12 protein-coding genes and 1 pseudogene are annotated in these 17,397 nt (G+C 63.2%); 1 reads left to right on the top strand and 12 read right to left on the bottom strand.

The genetic code is table 11. The features are described from left to right. Positions 1-198 precede the first annotated feature (198 nt). Positions 199-480: pseudogene (locus ACQY5B_RS24960) on the top strand (glycosyltransferase); the annotation flags it as partial. Between the two features lie 137 nt (positions 481-617). Here ACQY5B_RS24960 and ACQY5B_RS24955 read toward each other — a convergent pair. The 12 genes from ACQY5B_RS24955 to ACQY5B_RS24900 form a co-directional block, all read right to left on the bottom strand. Continuing rightward, positions 618-1,109 carry a DUF2867 domain-containing protein gene (locus tag ACQY5B_RS24955; RefSeq protein ID WP_420326875.1) on the bottom strand — a complete coding sequence of 164 codons (492 nt, stop codon included), beginning with the start codon at positions 1,107-1,109 and terminating at the stop codon, positions 618-620. Positions 1,110-1,232: 123 nt separating this feature from the next. Further along, the gene (gene rpoC, locus ACQY5B_RS24950; RefSeq protein ID WP_420326876.1) at positions 1,233-5,483 is read right to left on the bottom strand and encodes a DNA-directed RNA polymerase subunit beta'; all 4,251 of its coding nucleotides are present in this window, start codon (positions 5,481-5,483) and stop codon (positions 1,233-1,235) included. A 77-nt stretch (positions 5,484-5,560) separates the two neighbouring features. Next, the gene (gene rpoB / locus ACQY5B_RS24945) at positions 5,561-9,703 is read right to left on the bottom strand and encodes a DNA-directed RNA polymerase subunit beta (RefSeq protein ID WP_420328564.1); all 4,143 of its coding nucleotides are present in this window, start codon (positions 9,701-9,703) and stop codon (positions 5,561-5,563) included. Between the two features lie 87 nt (positions 9,704-9,790). Then, the gene (locus ACQY5B_RS24940; RefSeq protein WP_305972261.1) at positions 9,791-9,925 is read right to left on the bottom strand and encodes a hypothetical protein; all 135 of its coding nucleotides are present in this window, start codon (positions 9,923-9,925) and stop codon (positions 9,791-9,793) included. Between the two features lie 389 nt (positions 9,926-10,314). Continuing rightward, entirely contained in the window at positions 10,315-10,695 is a 381-nt protein-coding gene (rplL, locus tag ACQY5B_RS24935) for a 50S ribosomal protein L7/L12 (protein ID WP_305972262.1), read from the bottom strand. A gap of 74 nt (positions 10,696-10,769) precedes the next feature. Next, positions 10,770-11,288, bottom strand: coding sequence for a 50S ribosomal protein L10 (rplJ, locus tag ACQY5B_RS24930; protein WP_305972263.1), 519 nt, complete (start codon positions 11,286-11,288; stop codon positions 10,770-10,772). A gap of 292 nt (positions 11,289-11,580) precedes the next feature. Beyond that, positions 11,581-12,420, bottom strand: a complete 840-nt coding sequence (locus tag ACQY5B_RS24925) for a lipoprotein N-acyltransferase Lnb domain-containing protein (RefSeq protein WP_420326877.1) — start codon at positions 12,418-12,420, stop codon at positions 11,581-11,583. 29 nt (positions 12,421-12,449) lie between these two features. Beyond that, positions 12,450-14,273 carry an ATP-binding protein gene (locus tag ACQY5B_RS24920; RefSeq protein ID WP_420326878.1) on the bottom strand — a complete coding sequence of 608 codons (1,824 nt, stop codon included), beginning with the start codon at positions 14,271-14,273 and terminating at the stop codon, positions 12,450-12,452. 9 nt (positions 14,274-14,282) lie between these two features. After that, positions 14,283-14,777 (bottom strand): putative pterin-binding protein, encoded by a 495-nt coding sequence (locus ACQY5B_RS24915; protein ID WP_420326879.1) that lies wholly within the window; start codon positions 14,775-14,777, stop codon positions 14,283-14,285. 128 nt (positions 14,778-14,905) lie between these two features. Next, positions 14,906-15,604 (bottom strand): 50S ribosomal protein L1, encoded by a 699-nt coding sequence (gene rplA, locus ACQY5B_RS24910; RefSeq protein ID WP_305972267.1) that lies wholly within the window; start codon positions 15,602-15,604, stop codon positions 14,906-14,908. A gap of 5 nt (positions 15,605-15,609) precedes the next feature. Beyond that, positions 15,610-16,062, bottom strand: coding sequence for a 50S ribosomal protein L11 (gene rplK / locus ACQY5B_RS24905; protein WP_043137451.1), 453 nt, complete (start codon positions 16,060-16,062; stop codon positions 15,610-15,612). A 201-nt stretch (positions 16,063-16,263) separates the two neighbouring features. Further along, positions 16,264-17,349: a winged helix-turn-helix domain-containing protein gene (locus ACQY5B_RS24900; RefSeq protein ID WP_420326880.1), complete on the bottom strand. Its 1,086-nt coding sequence runs from the start codon at positions 17,347-17,349 to the stop codon at positions 16,264-16,266. Positions 17,350-17,397 lie beyond the last annotated feature (48 nt).

Genomic DNA, 17,397 nt, shown 5'->3' with positions numbered 1-17,397 from the left:
GGGTGTTCAGAGGATCGGGGCGATAGTGGCCCGGATCATGACCGCCTGGTTATGTAAGGACGCAATCAGCCCGAAGTCTGACGCGGATTAGCGGGGCGTATAGGGGGAGTCGCGGACCTTGTCAACAGCCCTGCAGGCTTGCCTTGACCAGGTGGCAATGCCATTCAAGGGCAACCGCATCGCACACGGGACAAAGGGATGCAAGTCATCGGATTCTGCCGGTTTTCCCGTCCTGCCGAAGGCGGCTTTCAGGTTGCGCATTCCAGTCTCGAGGAACGTATGGCCTACCTCTATGCACCGGCCAGCTTGGAAGAGCGGTTTCGGCATTTCGAATGCCTTTGCCTGCCGCGCCTCAAGGCGCAAACAGATCCGGATTTCCTGTTCGCGATCCTCGTCTGCGGTGCCATGCCGGCCCATTGGATCGAACGACTTGCTGCGCTGATCGCTGGTTTTCCGCAATCCGTGATCCTGTCGCGCCCGCCCGGGCCTCACCGCAAGGCCTGCCAGAATGATCACAACGACTCGCGGCAAGGGAAACACGTCCAACCCGTCCCCCTGCCCCGCCTCGATGCCGCGGGTAAGGCCGAGTTGAAGGCGCGCTTTGCGATCGACGCGGATCAGGTCCGTCGGGTATTTGCCCGAGCCCTCAAGTGGGCAAGTGATCGGCGGAGCATCACCCGATGTACGGGGCCGACCACGGCCATGTACAGGCGGCCAAAGGCATTATGGGTCACGACAGACGAGATGATGGACACGTCCCGGCCCGAACAGGCAATACAGGTCATCACGTCAAGATGGCTGTCGCGCGCTGTCAGCACCAACACCTCCGGGGTGGCTTGCTCGACCAGGAAGAAATCCAGCCTCTCACCTTCGGTCGCAGCCACCGGAGCACGTCCTGAGAATCCCCGGACAGGTCGCACGCCAAAGGGCGCGCTCAACGCATCCCGGACGCGAAAGACCCAGCCGTACCGTTGCGCCATCCAGTCGGACAGGTGCCCATAGGTCTGGATCGGGCTCAGAGGCTCCGCAAGGGTCACGGACTGGATATCCAGGAAATTCAACTGGCTACGCGGTGCGACGATCCGCAACTGAGAGGTCTCGATCTGCATGGCACTCTTGTGTCACGACCGGCCGCGATGCGCAAAGCCGCCATGCCGTGCCTGTGACCAAGAAAAAACGCCCCCGCGATTCGCGGGGGCGTTTTCGATGTCAGAACCCTTGGGCCGTGGCGATCACTCGCGGCTTTCCGGAGTGTCGACGATCAGTGTGTCGAACTCGTCGCCGCCGACCACGTCGTCGCTCATCGGCTCCGGGGCAGCCAGCGCGGCGGCTGCTTCGGCCTCCTCGCGGCGTGCCTCGATCACGACGTTGTCGCGGTCCTGGGCAATCTTGCGCACCTTCTGGGTCGCGCCGCCGGTGCCCGCCGGGATAAGGCGGCCAACGATGACGTTTTCCTTCAGGCCGACCAGCTTGTCCTTCTTGCCCTGAACCGAGGCCTCGGTCAGCACGCGGGTGGTCTCCTGGAAGGAGGCCGCCGAGATGAAGGAGCGGGTCTGCAACGAGGCCTTGGTGATGCCCAGCAGGATCGGTTCGCCCTGCGCCGGACGGCCACCCTTCTTCTCGGCCTTGGCGTTGGCCTCGTCGAATTCGACCTTGTCGACGTGTTCACCCTTGAGCAGCGTGGTATCGCCCGAGTCCAGGATCTCCCACTTCTGCAGCATCTGGCGAACGATGACCTCGACGTGCTTGTCGTTGATCTTCACGCCCTGCAGTCGATAGACGTCCTGCACCTCGTCGATCATGTAGTTGGCAAGAGCCTCGATCCCCATGATCGACAGGATGTCGTGCGGGGCCGGGTTGCCGTCCATGATGTAGTCGCCCTTCTGGACGTAGTCGCCCTCGCCCACCGGGATGTGCTTGCCCTTGGGGATCATGTATTCCTTGGGCTCGAGGTTCTCGTCCGCGGGTTCGATCGTGATGCGGCGCTTGTTCTTGTAGTCCTTGCCAAAGCGCACATAGCCGTCGATCTCGGCGATGATGGCGTGATCCTTGGGACGGCGTGCCTCGAAGAGTTCGGCCACACGCGGCAGACCACCGGTGATGTCCTTCGTCTTCGCACCTTCGCGCGGGATACGCGCCACAACGTCACCGGCCTTGACCTCCTGCCCGTCTTCACAGGACAGGATGGCATCCACCGACATCGGGTAGGTGATCGGGTTGCCCGCATCGTTGCGCACCGGCTCGCCGTCGGCATCCATCAGGATGATCTCGGGCTTGAGCTCGTTACCCTTGGGCGCGGCCCGCCAGTCGATCACGATCTTCTGGGTCATGCCGGTGGCATCGTCGGTCTCGTCGCGCACGGCGATCCCGGTCACCAGGTCGACGTGCTTGGCGACACCGTCCTTCTCGGCGATGATCGGCAGGGTGTAGGGGTCCCACTCGAACAGCTTGTCGCCGCGCTTGACGTCCTGACCTTCTTCCACGAACAGCTTGGAACCGTAGCCCATCTTGTGGGATGCGATTTCCTCGCCCTGGTCGTTCATGATCAGAACCTGCATGTTCCGGTTCATGACGATCTGCTCTCCCGCGGCATTGGTGATGATGCCGGGGTTCGCAAAGGCGATCTTGCCGTTCTGGCTGGCTTCCAGGAAGGACCGCGACGAGCCCTGCGCAACACCGCCCATGTGGAAGGTCCGCATGGTCAGCTGCGTGCCGGGTTCACCGATCGACTGCGCCGCGATGATGCCCACGGCTTCGCCGGTGTTCACCATCGTGCCGCGCGCCAGGTCACGACCATAGCAGGTCGCACAGACGCCTTCCTCGGCCTCGCAGGTCAGGGGCGAACGGATGCGCGCGGTCTGCAGGCCGGATTCCTCGACGGAGTCGGCCATGCGTTCGTCGATCAGCTCGCCTTCGCGCACCATCAGGTCGCCGGTCTCGGGGTGCAGCAGGTCCTCGGCCGCAACACGGCCCAGGACGCGTTCGCCCAGCGTCGCCACGACTTCGCCGTCGTTCACTGCCGCTTCGGCGGTGATCGCACGGTCGGTGCCGCAGTCAGTCATGCGGATGATGCAGTCCTGCGCGACGTCCACCAGACGACGGGTCAGGTAACCCGAGTTCGCCGTCTTCAGAGCGGTGTCTGACAGGCCCTTACGGGCACCGTGGGTGGAGTTGAAGTACTCCAGAACGGTCAGGCCTTCCTTGAAGTTCGAGATGATCGGCGTTTCGATGATGTCGCCGTTCGGCTTCGCCATCAGGCCGCGCATCGCGCCCAGCTGTTTCATCTGCGTGACCGAGCCACGGGCCTTGGAGTGGGCCATCATGTAAACCGAGTTCGGTTCCATCTCGGCCCCATCCTGGTCCTCGCGCCGGGCGGAGATGGTGTTCATCATCGCCTCGGTGACCTTGTCGTTACACTTCGACCAGGCATCCACGACCTTGTTGTACTTTTCGCCCTGGGTGATCAGGCCGTCCATGTACTGCTGTTCAAAGTCCTTCACCTGGTCGCGTGTCTCGTCGACCAGTTCCCACTTGTTGTCGGGGATGACCATGTCGTCCTTGCCGAACGAAATGCCCGCCTTGAAGGCCTCGACAAAGCCCAGGCGCATGATCTGGTCACAGAAGATCACCGACTCTTTCTGACCACAGTAACGGTAGACGGTGTCGATGACGGTCTGCACGTCGCCCTTGCGGAGCAGACGGTTGACCAGCTCGAAGGGCGCCTTGGCGTTGAGCGGCAGCAGGCCACCCAGGCGCACACGGCCCGGGGTGGTCTCGAAGCGCTGCCAGACCTCGTTGCCTTCCTCGTCGATCTGGTTGACCCGGCAGGTGATCTTGGCGTGCAGATGCACCTCGCCCGAGTCCAGCGCGTGCTGAACCTCTTCCGGCGAGGAGAAGACCATGCCTTCGCCCTTCATGCCATCACGGGCGATAGTGACGTAGTAGAGGCCAAGGATCATGTCCTGCGACGGAACGATGATCGGTGCGCCGTTGGCGGGCGACAGGACGTTGTTCGTCGACATCATCAGGACGCGCGCTTCCAGCTGGGCCTCGAGGCTCAGCGGAACGTGCACGGCCATCTGGTCACCGTCGAAGTCGGCGTTGAAGGCCGAGCAGACCAGCGGGTGCAGCTGGATCGCCTTGCCCTCGATCAACGTGGGTTCGAACGCCTGGATGCCCAGACGGTGCAGCGTGGGCGCGCGGTTCAGCAGAACCGGGTGCTCACGGATGACCTCGTCGAGGATGTCCCAGACCTCGGGGCGCTCTTTCTCGACCAGCTTCTTTGCCTGCTTCACGGTGCTGGACAGGCCCTTGGCCTCCAGCCGCGAGTAAATGAAGGGCTTGAACAGTTCCAGCGCCATCTTCTTGGGCAAGCCGCACTGGTGCAGTTTCAGTTCCGGCCCCGTCACGATGACAGACCGGCCCGAAAAGTCGACGCGTTTCCCCAGAAGGTTCTGGCGGAAGCGGCCCTGCTTGCCTTTCAGCATGTCGCTGAGCGATTTCAGCGGGCGCTTGTTGGCACCGGTAATGACGCGGCCACGGCGGCCGTTGTCGAACAATGCGTCCACGGATTCCTGAAGCATCCGCTTTTCGTTGCGGACGATGATGTCAGGCGCGCGCAGTTCGATCAGCCGCTTGAGGCGGTTGTTCCGGTTGATGACGCGGCGGTACAGATCGTTCAGGTCGGAGGTCGCAAAGCGGCCACCGTCCAGCGGCACCAGCGGGCGCAGTTCCGGCGGGATGACCGGCACGACGGTCAGGATCATCCATTCGGGGCGGTTGCCCGACTCGAGGAAGCTCTCAACCACCTTCAGGCGCTTGATGATCTTCTTGGGCTTCAGCTCGCCCGTCGCTTCCTTGAGGTCCGCGCGCAGGTTCTCTGCCTCGGCCTCCAGGTCGATCGCGGCCAGCATTTCGCGGATCGCCTCGGCGCCGATATTGGCGGTGAAAGCGTCCATGCCGTATTGGTCCTGGGCATCCAGGAACTCTTCCTCGGTCATCATCTGACCATAGGTGAGGTCCGTCAGGCCCGGTTCGATCACGACGTAGTTTTCGAAGTACAGCACGCGCTCGAGATCACGCAGCGTCATGTCCAGCATCAGGCCGATGCGCGAGGGCAGCGACTTGAGGAACCAGATATGGGCGCAGGGCGCGGCCAGTTCGATGTGGCCCATGCGTTCGCGACGCACCTTTTGCAGCGTGACTTCGACCCCGCATTTCTCGCAGACGACGCCGCGATACTTCATGCGCTTGTACTTGCCGCAGAGGCATTCGTAATCCTTGATCGGGCCAAAGATACGCGCGCAGAACAGGCCGTCACGCTCGGGTTTGAACGTACGGTAGTTGATGGTTTCCGGCTTCTTGATCTCGCCGAAGGACCACGAAAGGATCCGTTCCGGCGACGCCAGCGACACCTTGATCTCGTCAAAGACCTTGGTCGGGGTCAGCGGGTTGAACGGGTTGTTGGTCAGTTCCTGGTTCATGTGTTCCTCACAAATTCAGAGGGAAGCGGTGGGGAGGGGGCGCCGCAGCGCCCCGCCGAGATGGGCCCAAGCAGGCATCATTCGGCGTCTTCCTCCTCCGCATCCAGGAGTTCCATGTTGAGGCCCAGACCCCGGACCTCCTTGACGAGAACGTTGAACGATTCTGGCACGCCGGCCTCGAAGTTGTCCTCGCCCTTGACGATCGACTCGTAGACCTTGGTCCGGCCTGCCACGTCGTCCGATTTCACCGTCAGCATCTCCTGCAGGGTGTAGGCTGCGCCGTAGGCTTCCAGGGCCCAGACCTCCATCTCACCGAAGCGCTGACCGCCGAACTGCGCCTTACCACCCAGCGGCTGCTGCGTGACGAGCGAGTACGGCCCCGTCGACCGGGCGTGGATCTTGTCGTCGACCAGGTGGTGCAGTTTCAGCAGGTACTTCACACCCACCGTCACCTTCCGGCTGAACTTTTCGCCCGTGCGGCCGTCGAACAAGTCGGACTGGCCGCTCTGGTCGAAACCGGCCCGCTTGAGCGCGTCGTTCACGTCGGCTTCCTTGGCACCGTCGAAAACCGGGGTCGCGATCGGCACGCCACGGGTGACGTTGCCAGCCGCTTCCAGCAGGCTTTCCTCGTCGAGCGGCTCCAGCCCTTCCTGGTAGACCTCGTCGCCATAGGCGATCCGCAGCGCCTCGCGCACCGGGGTCAGGTCGCCCGACCGGCGGTACTCCTGCAGCGCCTCGTCCACCTCGATGCCGAGGCCGCGCGCGGCCCAGCCCATGTGGGTTTCAAGGATCTGACCGACGTTCATCCGCGACGGCACGCCCAGCGGGTTGAGGCAGAAGTCGACCGGTGTCCCGTCCGCGAGGAAGGGCATGTCTTCCTGCGGCACCACGCGCGACACGACACCCTTGTTGCCGTGACGGCCGGCCATCTTGTCGCCCGGCTGCAGCTTGCGCTTCACCGCGATGAAGACCTTGACCATCTTCATCACGCCCGGGGGCAGGTCGTCGCCGCGGCGGACCTTCTCGACCTTGTCCTCGAAACGGGCGTCCAAGGCGCGCTTCTGCACCTCGTACTGCTCGTGCAGGGCTTCGACGTGCTTGGCGTCCTCTTCCTCGCCCAGGGCCAGCTGCCACCACTGACCGCGGGTCAGGGTTTCCAACAGGTCCTCGGTGATTTCCGAGTTCGGCTTGACGCCGCGCGGGCCTTTCACGGCAGTCTTGCCCAGGATCATGTCCTTGAGACGGGCGTAGATGTTGCGGTCGAGGATCGCCAGCTCGTCGTCCCGGTCACGGGCCAGCTGTTCGATCTCTTCACGCTCGATCTGCAGCGCACGTTCGTCCTTTTCGACGCCGTGGCGGTTGAACACCCGGACCTCGACGACCGTACCGTAATCGCCCGGCTTGACCCGCAGCGAGGTGTCGCGCACGTCCGACGCCTTTTCACCGAAGATGGCGCGGAGGAGTTTCTCTTCCGGCGTCATCGGGCTCTCACCCTTGGGGGTGATCTTGCCCACCAGGATATCGCCCGGCTCAACGTCGGCCCCGATGTAGACGATGCCCGCCTCGTCGAGGTTGCGCAGGGCTTCCTCGCCGACGTTGGGAATGTCGCGGGTGATCTCTTCCGGGCCAAGCTTGGTGTCGCGCGCCGCCACTTCGAATTCCTCGATGTGGACAGAGGTGAACACGTCATCCTTGGCGATCCGCTCGGAGATCAGGATCGAGTCCTCGTAGTTGTAGCCATTCCAGGGCATGAAGGCGACGATGACGTTCTTGCCAAGCGCCAGTTCCCCCATGTCGGTGGACGGACCATCCGCGATGACCTCGTTCTTGCCGACCTTCTGCCCCACCTTCACCAGCGGTTTCTGGTTGATGCAGGTGTTCTGGTTCGAACGCTGGAACTTGCGCATCCGGTAGATGTCGACGCCCGGGTCGCCCGGTTCGAGATCCTCGGTGGCGCGCACGACGATCCGCATCGCGTCGACCTGGTCGATGATCCCGGCCCGCTTGGCCAGAACCGCCGCGCCGGAGTCGCGTGCCACGACTTCCTCGATGCCGGTACCGACCAGAGGCGCCTCGGCCCGCAGGGTCGGAACCGCCTGACGCTGCATGTTCGAGCCCATCAGGGCGCGGTTGGCGTCGTCGTTTTCCAGGAAGGGGATCAGCGAGGCCGCAACCGAGACCAGCTGTTTCGGCGAGACGTCGATCAGGTCGACGTTTTCCGAGGGCGACAGCGTGTAGTCACCGGATTTCCGGGTCGACACTAGGTCGTTCTTGAACCGGCCACCATCGTCCAGCTGCGCGTTGGCCTGCGCAACGGTGTGACGCATTTCCTCGGTCGCGGACATGTAGTGCACCTCGTCGGTGACGACACGGTCCTTGACCACGCGATAGGGGGTCTCGATGAAACCGTACTTGTTCACGCGGGCAAAGGTTGCCAGCGAGTTGATCAGACCGATGTTCGGGCCTTCCGGCGTCTCGATCGGGCACATCCGGCCATAGTGCGTCGGGTGCACGTCGCGCACCTCGAAACCGGCGCGCTCGCGGGTCAGGCCGCCCGGTCCAAGCGCCGAAAGACGGCGTTTGTGGGTGACTTCCGACAGCGGGTTGGTCTGGTCCATGAACTGCGACAGCTGCGAGGATCCGAAGAACTCGCGCACGGCGGCCGCCGCCGGCTTGGCGTTGATCAGGTCCTGCGGCATGACCGTGTCGATCTCGACCGAGGACATGCGCTCCTTGATGGCGCGCTCCATGCGCAGCAGGCCGACGCGGTATTGGTTTTCCATCAGTTCGCCGACAGAGCGGACGCGACGGTTGCCCAGGTGGTCGATATCGTCGATGTCGCCCTTGCCGTCACGCAGGTCCACCAGCGCCTTGATGCAGGCGACGATGTCTTCGCGATCCAGCGTGCGCTGGGTGTCCGGCTTATCAAGCGCCAGGCGCATGTTCATCTTGACCCGGCCCACGGCGGACAGGTCATAACGCTCGGAGTCGAAGAACAGCGTGTCGAACAGCGCCGAAGCGGCTTCGACGGTGGGCGGCTCGCCCGGACGCATCACGCGATAGATGTCCATCAGCGCGGTGTTGCGGTCCATGTTCTTGTCCTGCGCCATCGTGTTGCGCATGTACGGACCAACATTGACGTTATCGATGTCCAGGACAGGGATGTCGGTGATGCCGGCGTCCAGCAGCTCTTTCAGCGTGCCGCCAGTCACTTCGCCGTCCTTGTCGACAGTCCAGGTCAGCTCGTCCCCGGCCTCGACGTAGATGGCGCCGTTTTCCTCGTTGATGATGTCCTTGGCGACGAACTTGCCGACGATGTGCTCGAACGGCACCAGCAGGTTCTGGACCTTGCCTTCGTCGATCAGCTTTTTCACCGCGCGCGGCGTGACCTTCTTGCCGGCTTCGGCGATCACTTCACCGCTGTCGGCATCGACCAGGTCAAAGGTCGGACGGGTGCCGCGAACGCGCTCGGGGAAGAAGCGGGTCGCCCAGCCTTCGCCACGGCGATACTCGAAGTTCACCGTCTCGTAGTAGGCGTCCATGATCGCTTCCTGGTCGAGACCCAGGGCGTACAGGAGCGTCGTCACCGGCAGCTTGCGGCGACGGTCGATGCGGGCGAACACGATGTCCTTGGCGTCGAATTCGAAGTCGAGCCAGGAGCCGCGGTAGGGAATGATCCGGCAGGCGAACAGAAGCTTGCCCGAGGAGTGCGTCTTGCCCTTGTCGTGGTCAAAGAACACACCTGGCGAACGGTGCATCTGGGAAACGATGACCCGCTCGGTGCCGTTGACGATGAAGGTGCCGTTGGGCGTCATCAGGGGCATGTCGCCCATGAAGACATCCTGTTCCTTGATGTCCTTGACCGACTTGGCGCCGGTGTCCTCATCCACGTCGAAAACGATCAGACGCAGGGTGACCTTCAGCGGGGCGCTGTAGGTCATGTCGCGCTGCATGCATTCTTCGACGTCGTATTTCGGCTTTTCCAGCTCGTAGTTGACGAATTCCAGGACGGCGGTCTCGTTGAAGTCCTTGATCGGGAAGACCGATTGGAAAACGCCCTTGATGCCCTCGCCATCCATCGGCTGCGGCTGGTCGCCGCTTTCGAGGAACAGCTTGTAGCTGGATTTCTGAACCTCGATGAGGTTCGGCATTTCAAGGACTTCACGAATTTTGCCGTAGTAGCGACGAAGGCGTTTCTGACCGAGGAAACTTTGCGCCATGAGTGGAGCCACCCTTTCCGTGTTCTCTGCCCGCGCGGACCGGCTGTCGGGGGCCACAGCCGCCGGCGCGTCAGTGATGACAGTCATTCAGATCCATTCTCGGCGCGCGTCCCACCGCGTGCCACTCGATCCGTAGTGTCCTGCCTTGGGAAGCCCCTCGGACAGAGGGGCTTGCCAAGACGGGCGTTCATGTTCGGAGATCAGCGCAAAATCGAGGGTCATGGCGTTGCCAGGCGTCGATCCAGCTGCATTTTCGGGATTGACGGGACGACTTGGGACCATGCGCTGACATTTAAATGGGGAGTTGCCGACACCTCGCAATCCAAAAAGCCGATAGCGGGCTCGAATCGCTCGACCCCGCAGGAGACTTTCGAATATTCGGTTAAGCACAAGAACGCAAGCCCACAGAAGGAGCGTTGCGATTTCCACACCCAGATAGAATGGCAAAAGTTCGCCAGATCGTCAAGCTGGGATGCGATTTGCGGCACCCTTCGCCGCCTTCCGACCAGCTCTGAATGCGGCCACCGGCCTTGGCCTCACCAAAGAAAAACGCCTCCGGCAGGACCGGAGGCGTTCCGAAATGGACGGGGAAGCGGCTGCTTCCCGCCAGATCACTTGAGCTCGATTTCCGCGCCTGCGTCTTCGAGCTTTTTCTTGATTTCCTCGGCTTCGTCCTTGGAAACGCCTTCCTTGACAGCCTTGCCGCCGGCTTCGACCAGCTCTTTGGCTTCTTTCAGGCCCAGGCCGGTGATGCCGCGGACTTCCTTGATCACGTTGATCTTCTTGTCGCCGGCCGACTTCAGGATGACGTCGAACTCGGTCTGCTCCTCAGCGGCTTCGCCACCGGCGTCGCCGGCCGGACCGGCCATCATGACGGCGCCACCGGCTGCCGGCTCGATGCCGTATTCGTCCTTGAGGATGGTTTTCAGTTCTTGTGCCTCGAGCAGGGTCAGGCCCACGATTTGCTCGGCGAGTGCTTTAAGATCAGCCATTTTGAGACTCTTTCCGTTTAGATGTGTTTTCCAACGTCAGGGAGAATTCCCCACGAGGGTCATTGCGGTTTGCCTTACGCCGCTTCCTGCTTTTCCTCGATGGTCGACAGGATGGAGGCGATGTTCGAAGCAGGTGCGCCAATGGCACCGGCGATGTTCGAAGCGGGTGCGCCGATGCAGCCGACGATCGACGCGATGAGTTCGTCGCGCGACGGCATTTTCGACACGGCTTCGACACCGGCCCGGTCCAGGGTCGTTCCACCCATCGACCCGCCAAGGATCTCGAATTTCTTGTTGTCCTTGGCAAAGTCCTCGACGACCTTGGCCGCAGCCACGGGGTCCTCGGAGTAGGTGAGAACAGTCATGCCGCCCAGGAGCGGTGCGATACCTTCGCACTGCGTTCCGTCGACGGCGATCCTGGCGAGCCTGTTCTTGGCGACACGGACCACGGCGTCCCCGTTACGGGCACGACCGCGCAGGTCCGTCATTTCGGCAACCGTGAGACCTTCGTAGCGGGCAACCACCACGACGCCAGAGCTTTCGAAGACCTGGCCGAGTTCTTCGACCACCTTTTCTTTCTGGGCTCTATCCACAGTTTCACTCCAGTTGTTGGAGGGCGGACCCTCCGGCTCTTTCCGGCAAGGTTTCCCCTGCCATTGAAGTCCGAATGAGGGTCGACGCATCCTGTGGGGCGCGCGCACGGGTCGCGGCCTGAAAAGATGTCTCTTCCCGTCTCGGGCAGGATTTAGCGGCCTCGGCCAACCCACCGTCTCGGACGAAATGCAAACGGCTCACGACGAATCGAGCCCCGCTGTGCAGGGCCGTTCTTTAACATTATCGCGCGCATTGCCAAGGGGGCATCTGCGGGTGCGGCCAGATTTCTGCCTAGCCCCCTGCCCGGCGCTCCCGGAAGGCACGGGAAAAGGCGACCGGATCAGAGATGTCATACAACTCGCGGATCAGCGGAGAGATCAGCGCCGCATCCCGGACTGCCTCGAAACTCTCGCCCGGCGCGATGAACCCCTCGGCGTAGAGGAATTCATCCGCGTAGCCGGTCAGGAACCAGGCCTTGTCAAAGGGCACCGCGTCCGGTGCGATCTTGTTGACCGTCCGCGCAAGGACGTTGGTGCAATTGGAGAACAGCGTGTTATACCAGCGCGGTTCCCGCTGGATCTCGGCGGTTTCGGCGATGACCGCGCGCAGCACCGCCTGCTGCTGCGCCAGCGGAATGTCGAGGGGGTAGAGGAACAACTCATCCCCCGCCATGAATTCGCTGTTGCCATACATGTCGCGTTCGGTCGTCCAGACAAAGATGTATTCGAAGATCGGCAAGACCGCCGCCTTCGGGGCGCTGTAGGCCTCACCCACTTCGCGACGGGCCTCGATCGACGCGACATAGGCCGATCCGTCCTCGAAGGCGAAAACCAGCATGGTATGGGCGATGGCGTCGATGCTGCCGAAAGGTTCGACAAGGAAATAGGCCTGGCTCAAGCCATCCGGGTCGATCTCGCGCGTGATCCACTCCTGCCGCGTCACCGACCCGTCCTCGGCATAGTCCCAATCGCGAATGTTCTCGATCCGGAAGGTGTCGCCGGACCGCGCAACGCCGGGCAAGCGGCTGTAGTCCGCGCGCCAGTCCCGGTCATGCGAAGGCGGCGTCAGCTGCCAGTTCAACACCAGCCCGCCAATTGCGATCAGAGGCAGCAAGAGCAGAAATCGCTTCATGCCCCTTCCTCTAGCCGATCGCGCAAAGTTCAGGAAGACGAGGCGCGCAAATAGCGATCCCGCGTCCCGGCCCCGACGGGCGGCGGCGAAACCGCCATGTGGTCCGCGAGCACCACCATCAGATCACGCTTGGACACCGGCTTGCACAGCACGTCGTCCATGCCGGCATCACGATAGCTCTGGACCTGGTGGCTCAGCACGTTGGCGGTGACGGCGATGATGCCTGTGCGGTGGGCGCCACCGCCCCCCTCGATGCGGCGGATCTCGCGCGTGGCGACGACACCGTCCATGACGGGCATCTGCACATCCATCAGGACCATGTCGATCGCTCCCGAGCGCACCAGATCGACCGCCTCTTCCCCGTTTTCGGCGAACCGGACCTCGGCCCCGGTGTTACGCAGAAAGCGGTCGAGAATCAGCCGATTGGTCGCATTGTCGTCTGCGACCAGGATGCAGCGCCCCGCCAGGTTCGGCGGACGGGCCGTCTCGACCCGGACCTGCCGCGCCTCCTCGGCGTTGGCCGCGCGCAGCGGGAGGTCACAAAAGAAGGTGGCCCCGTGGCCCGGCCGGCTGACGACCATGAGATCGCCGCCCATCGCCTGGCACAGCTGGCGCGAGATCGTCAGCCCCAGCCCGCTGCCGCCGTGACGGCGGGTGACGCTGGCATCCGCCTGCAGGAAGGGTTCGAATATCCGGGACTGTGCCTCACGCTCGATGCCCGGCCCGCTGTCCTGGACAGCGATGACAAGGCGGCTGCCGTCCAGGTCGGGCCGCACGCGCACCATGACACCCCCTTCCGAGGTGAATTTCACCGCGTTTGCGATCAGGTTGTGCAGCACCTGCCGGATGCGGAACTCGTCGCCCATCAGGATCGGCGGCAGGTTCTCCTGTATGTCCAGCGTCAGGTACAGGTCCTTTTCCCGCGCCCGCGCCCCGTATAGCGCGCAAGCCGCCTCGACCAGGCCGCGCAGGGCAAACGGGCGGGCTTCCACGCTCAACTGTCCGGCCTCGATCCGGGACAGGTCCAGGACGTCGTTGATCGTGCCCAAAAGGACCGTGCCCGATTGTTCGATGATCCGCAGGCATTGCGCCTGATCCTCGGTCAATTGCGATTCGGACAGCTCCGAGGCCATGCCCAGGATGCCGTTCAGCGGTGTCCGGATCTCGTGGCTGACATTGGCCAGAAAGCGCGTCTTGGCCGCGTTGGCCTCGGCGGCCTCGTGGCGCAGTTCGGCCTCCTTGCGCTGTCCGCGCCCGGCAAGGAAAAGCTCGGCCAAGACATACATCATCAACAGCGTCAGGAGAGTGAGCGCCCCGAAGTTGGTCAGCCGGGTCGCGCTGCGATCCTCGAATTCGTCCAGCACGATCCTTGCCGGGTTCTGGGTGCCGAAATTGCCTGACCAGAGTTGCCGGCTGCGGATCGTCAGGGCTTTCAACCGCGCCATGATCCAATCCAGCTGAATGTCGGTCGGCGGCAACTCCGCGAACAGGATGGCGTCGCCAGCGTCGAGAAACTTGTCAAAATCGGCGACCAGTTCGGGAAAGCCCGTCGAGTCCCCGAACCGGCTGACCCGCACCACGTCAACCCGGCTCCACAACACGTCGAACCGCAGCTGCGCGTCTTCGAGATCGGCCTGCCCCAGCTGGTAATTCTTCAGAACGGTTACGAGGCGCTGACTTTCGAAATTCAGCTCGCTGATTCCCCACAACATGCTGTTGAGATTGCGCACCGTCAGTTCGCGCGACTCGCCATGCGCACGGTTGTAATCGAGCAAGAGCGCCGCAAGCCCCATTGCGATGATGGTCGCGATCAGGGCGCGTAGCGTGCGGGCATAGGTGCGGATCTGCTTCATGTCGGCGGATCACGGTCCAACCGTGAGGCGCGTCAGCTGCCAGATCATGCGCGAGGTATGAAACTGTCCCGCCTCCTCTGGTGTCGGGGCCGGGTACACCAGCCAGATCGGCCCCCTGTTGCGGACGCCGAACGGCTTGCCCTCTCGCTCTATCGCAAGCACGATGCCGAAATCCGCCGCGTCTGAGACGGGGAATTCGAGAACGTAATCGTCAAGCGCGACAGCCCGGAGTGTTCCGCTTTCCACCCCGAGAACCGCCAGCAGCGACGCCAGGCTTGGCCCGGCCAGCCGGTGCACACCCTCCGTGAATTCGGTATAGGTCTCGATCTCCTGCCAATCCAGCGCCTGCAGCATGGCGCGGTCGAACCGGGCCAGCGCCCCGTCGTTGGTCGCGGCGATCATGCCGCCGACAATCAAAAGGGGTCGCCCCTGCGGAGCATCCAGCGCCCGGACGGGACCGGCGATCAGGAAGAATAGCAGGCAGCAAAGGCAGTGCCGGAGCATCGAGATCTCCATCCGAATGACGAATGTTGTCCCGTCCGATCTACGCCAAGCCCATTAACGCGACGTTTGCGGCCAAGAAAAAAGGCGGGCCACTGGCCCGCCTTTTGCATTCCGATCCGCGGTTCGGCTCAGTTGCCGGTCGCGTTCACGATGTCGACCGTGACGCCCGGGCCCATGGTCGAGCTCAGCGCGATCTTTTTCATGTAGGTGCCTTTTGCACCGGCCGGCTTGGCCGCCGAGACCGCACCGACAAAGGCGCGGATGTTCTCGACCAGCTTGGCCTCGTCGAAGGAGACCTTGCCGACACCAGCGTGCACGACACCGGCCTTCTCGGCCTTGAACTGGACCTGGCCACCCTTGGCGTCCTTGACCGCCTGGGCCACGTCCATCGTCACCGTGCCGACCTTGGGGTTCGGCATCAGGTTGCGCGGGCCCAGGATCTTGCCGAGACGACCGACGATCGGCATCATGTCCGGTGTCGCGATGCAACGGTCGAACTCGATGGTGCCGCCCTGGATGGTTTCCATCAGGTCCTCGGCGCCGACGATGTCCGCACCTGCAGCCTGGGCTTCTTCAGCCTTGGGGCCACGGGCGAAAACCGCCACGCGGGTGGTCTTGCCGGTGCCGTTCGGCAGGCCGACGACACCACGGACCATCTGGTCGGCGTGACGCGGGTCAACACCCAGGTTCATGGCAATTTCCACGGTCTCGTCGAACTTGGTGTTCGAAGCCGACTTGATCAGGGCCACGGCTTCTTCGACAGAGATGTTCTCTTTGCCGGCGAAGGCCTCACGGGCCGCCTTTGCGCGTTTTCCGAGCTTTGCCATGATGATTACCCCTTCACCTCGATACCCATCGAGCTCGCGGAGCCGAGGATGATCTTCATTGCCGCTTCGACGTCATTGGCCGAGAGGTCTTTCATCTTGGCTTCGGCGATCTCGCGGACCTGCGCCACGGTCACGGAGGCGATGGTCTCGCGGCCCGGGTTCTCGGCGCCGCGCGGACGGTTCCGCTTGCCGACGGGCTTCAGGCCGGCGGCCTTTTTCAGGTAGTAAGACGCGGGCGGCGTCTTGATGTTCATGGTGAAGGATTTGTCCTGGTAGTAGACAATCTCCGTCGGGCAGGGCGCGCCCGGCTCCATGTCCTGCGTCTTGGCGTTGAACGCCTTGCAGAATTCCATGATGTTGATGCCGCGCTGACCCAGGGCGGGACCCACGGGCGGCGAGGGGTTGGCTTTGCCTGCAGGGATCTGCAGCTTCATCTTGCCGGCGAGCTTCTTGGCCACGGGCGTTCTCCTGTTCCATCTCCCCCGGACGCGTCTGGGGGCAGTGTGTGGCGTGGTCTGGTCCGGACATCGCGATGCCCTCGCCTCCCACGATAGGTATACCGCCCGAGTCGCCCCGGGTCGGCATGAACGCGCCGTCTAACCCGGGGCACCCCATTTGGCAAGCATGGAATCGGGCCCGCCAGCGCTGCCATGCGGGCACTAGAGCCAGACGACCTCATCGACACCAGCCAGGCGGGCAAGCCGGGCAAGCTCGGCCTCGACCCGCGCCATGCGGCCGGCCCCTGCGCGCACGTCCCTTTCCCACCAGAGGTTCATCACGCACATTCGACCGTTGGCGCGTTCCGCCTTGACCTCGATCCGGCCGACCAATCGATCGCCCTCCAGCATGGGATAGACGTAATAGCCCCACTGGCGTTGTTCGGCGGGCACGAACATCTCGACCGTATAGTCGAAACCGAACAGCCGCCTGACCCGGGCCCGATCCCGGATCGCCGGGTCGAAGGGGTTGAGGATACGCAGGCGCGAGGTGGGGGCAGGCGCCGAGGCAAGCCGGTCTTCGATGTCCGGCACGGCCACACCCCTGGTCCAGCGCCCGTCCACACCCTCGATCTGCACAGGCACATGAGCGCCCGCATCCCGTTCGGCCCAGGCGGATACCTCGTCCACCTCTGCCGCATCCCAGAATTTGCGCACCTCTCCCAGCGTGCCAAAGCCCAACCGAGCCAACGCCGCGCGGCACAACCCGTCGACCTGCGCCTCGTCCGTCAGCACATCGTTCCGCAGGTCCTCGGGAAAGACGCGTTCGGCAAGGTCGTAGTACTTGATGACCCCCTCTCGGTGGCAGGTCGCCAGTTCGCCCGCGTACCACAGGTAATCCAGCGCCTTCTTGTGCGGTGGGCGTTTCCACATCGCGCGCTCACCCTCGATCCGGGTGTCGAAGTCGCGCGTGCACAGCGCCCCCTCCTCGCGGATGCGCCCCCGAATCTCGTCCATCAGGGCATCGTCGCCCCGACCGACATACCAGGACCAGCTTTCCGCCTTGCGCCGCATCCTCTCGAACTGCCGCCGCCACAAGGGCAGCATCTCCATCGGCAGGACAGAGGCGTCATGGGTGAAATGCTCGAACACATGCCGCTTGCGCAACAACCGGTCCAGTTCCGGTTCCCGATAGCTCTGGTTTCGGCTCCAAAGGATGTGGTGATGCGCCCGGCTGACCACCTGGATCGTGTCAAGCTGGACAAATCCCAGGTCACGGATGACATCCAGCGTCGGAGGCCCGCCCACGGGCGCCTCTGCCAATCCGTGAGAAGCCAGCCAAAGCCTGCGGGCGTC

This window comes from Antarctobacter sp. (genome assembly GCF_965277915.1).
Taxonomy (GTDB): domain Bacteria; phylum Pseudomonadota; class Alphaproteobacteria; order Rhodobacterales; family Rhodobacteraceae; genus Antarctobacter.
The sequence above is the reverse complement of the archived record's forward strand: the minus strand, read 5'-3'. Positions and strand labels throughout refer to the sequence as shown.

Bases quoted from the DNA above. Each gene is read 5' to 3' on its own strand.
- ACQY5B_RS24925 (WP_420326877.1), bottom strand. From the start codon at position 12,420: ATGAAGCGATTTCTGCTCTTGCTGCCTCTGATCGCAATTGGCGGGCTG.
- ACQY5B_RS24955 (WP_420326875.1), bottom strand. From the start codon at position 1,109: ATGCAGATCGAGACCTCTCAGTTGCGGATCGTCGCACCGCGTAGCCAG.
- rpoC (WP_420326876.1), bottom strand. From the start codon at position 5,483: ATGAACCAGGAACTGACCAACAACCCGTTCAACCCGCTGACCCCGACC.
- rplA (WP_305972267.1), bottom strand. From the start codon at position 15,604: ATGGCAAAGCTCGGAAAACGCGCAAAGGCGGCCCGTGAGGCCTTCGCC.
- rpoB (WP_420328564.1), bottom strand. From the start codon at position 9,703: ATGGCGCAAAGTTTCCTCGGTCAGAAACGCCTTCGTCGCTACTACGGC.
- ACQY5B_RS24940 (WP_305972261.1), bottom strand. From the start codon at position 9,925: ATGACCCTCGATTTTGCGCTGATCTCCGAACATGAACGCCCGTCTTGG.
- rplL (WP_305972262.1), bottom strand. From the start codon at position 10,695: ATGGCTGATCTTAAAGCACTCGCCGAGCAAATCGTGGGCCTGACCCTG.
- ACQY5B_RS24915 (WP_420326879.1), bottom strand. From the start codon at position 14,777: ATGCTCCGGCACTGCCTTTGCTGCCTGCTATTCTTCCTGATCGCCGGT.
- ACQY5B_RS24920 (WP_420326878.1), bottom strand. From the start codon at position 14,273: ATGAAGCAGATCCGCACCTATGCCCGCACGCTACGCGCCCTGATCGCG.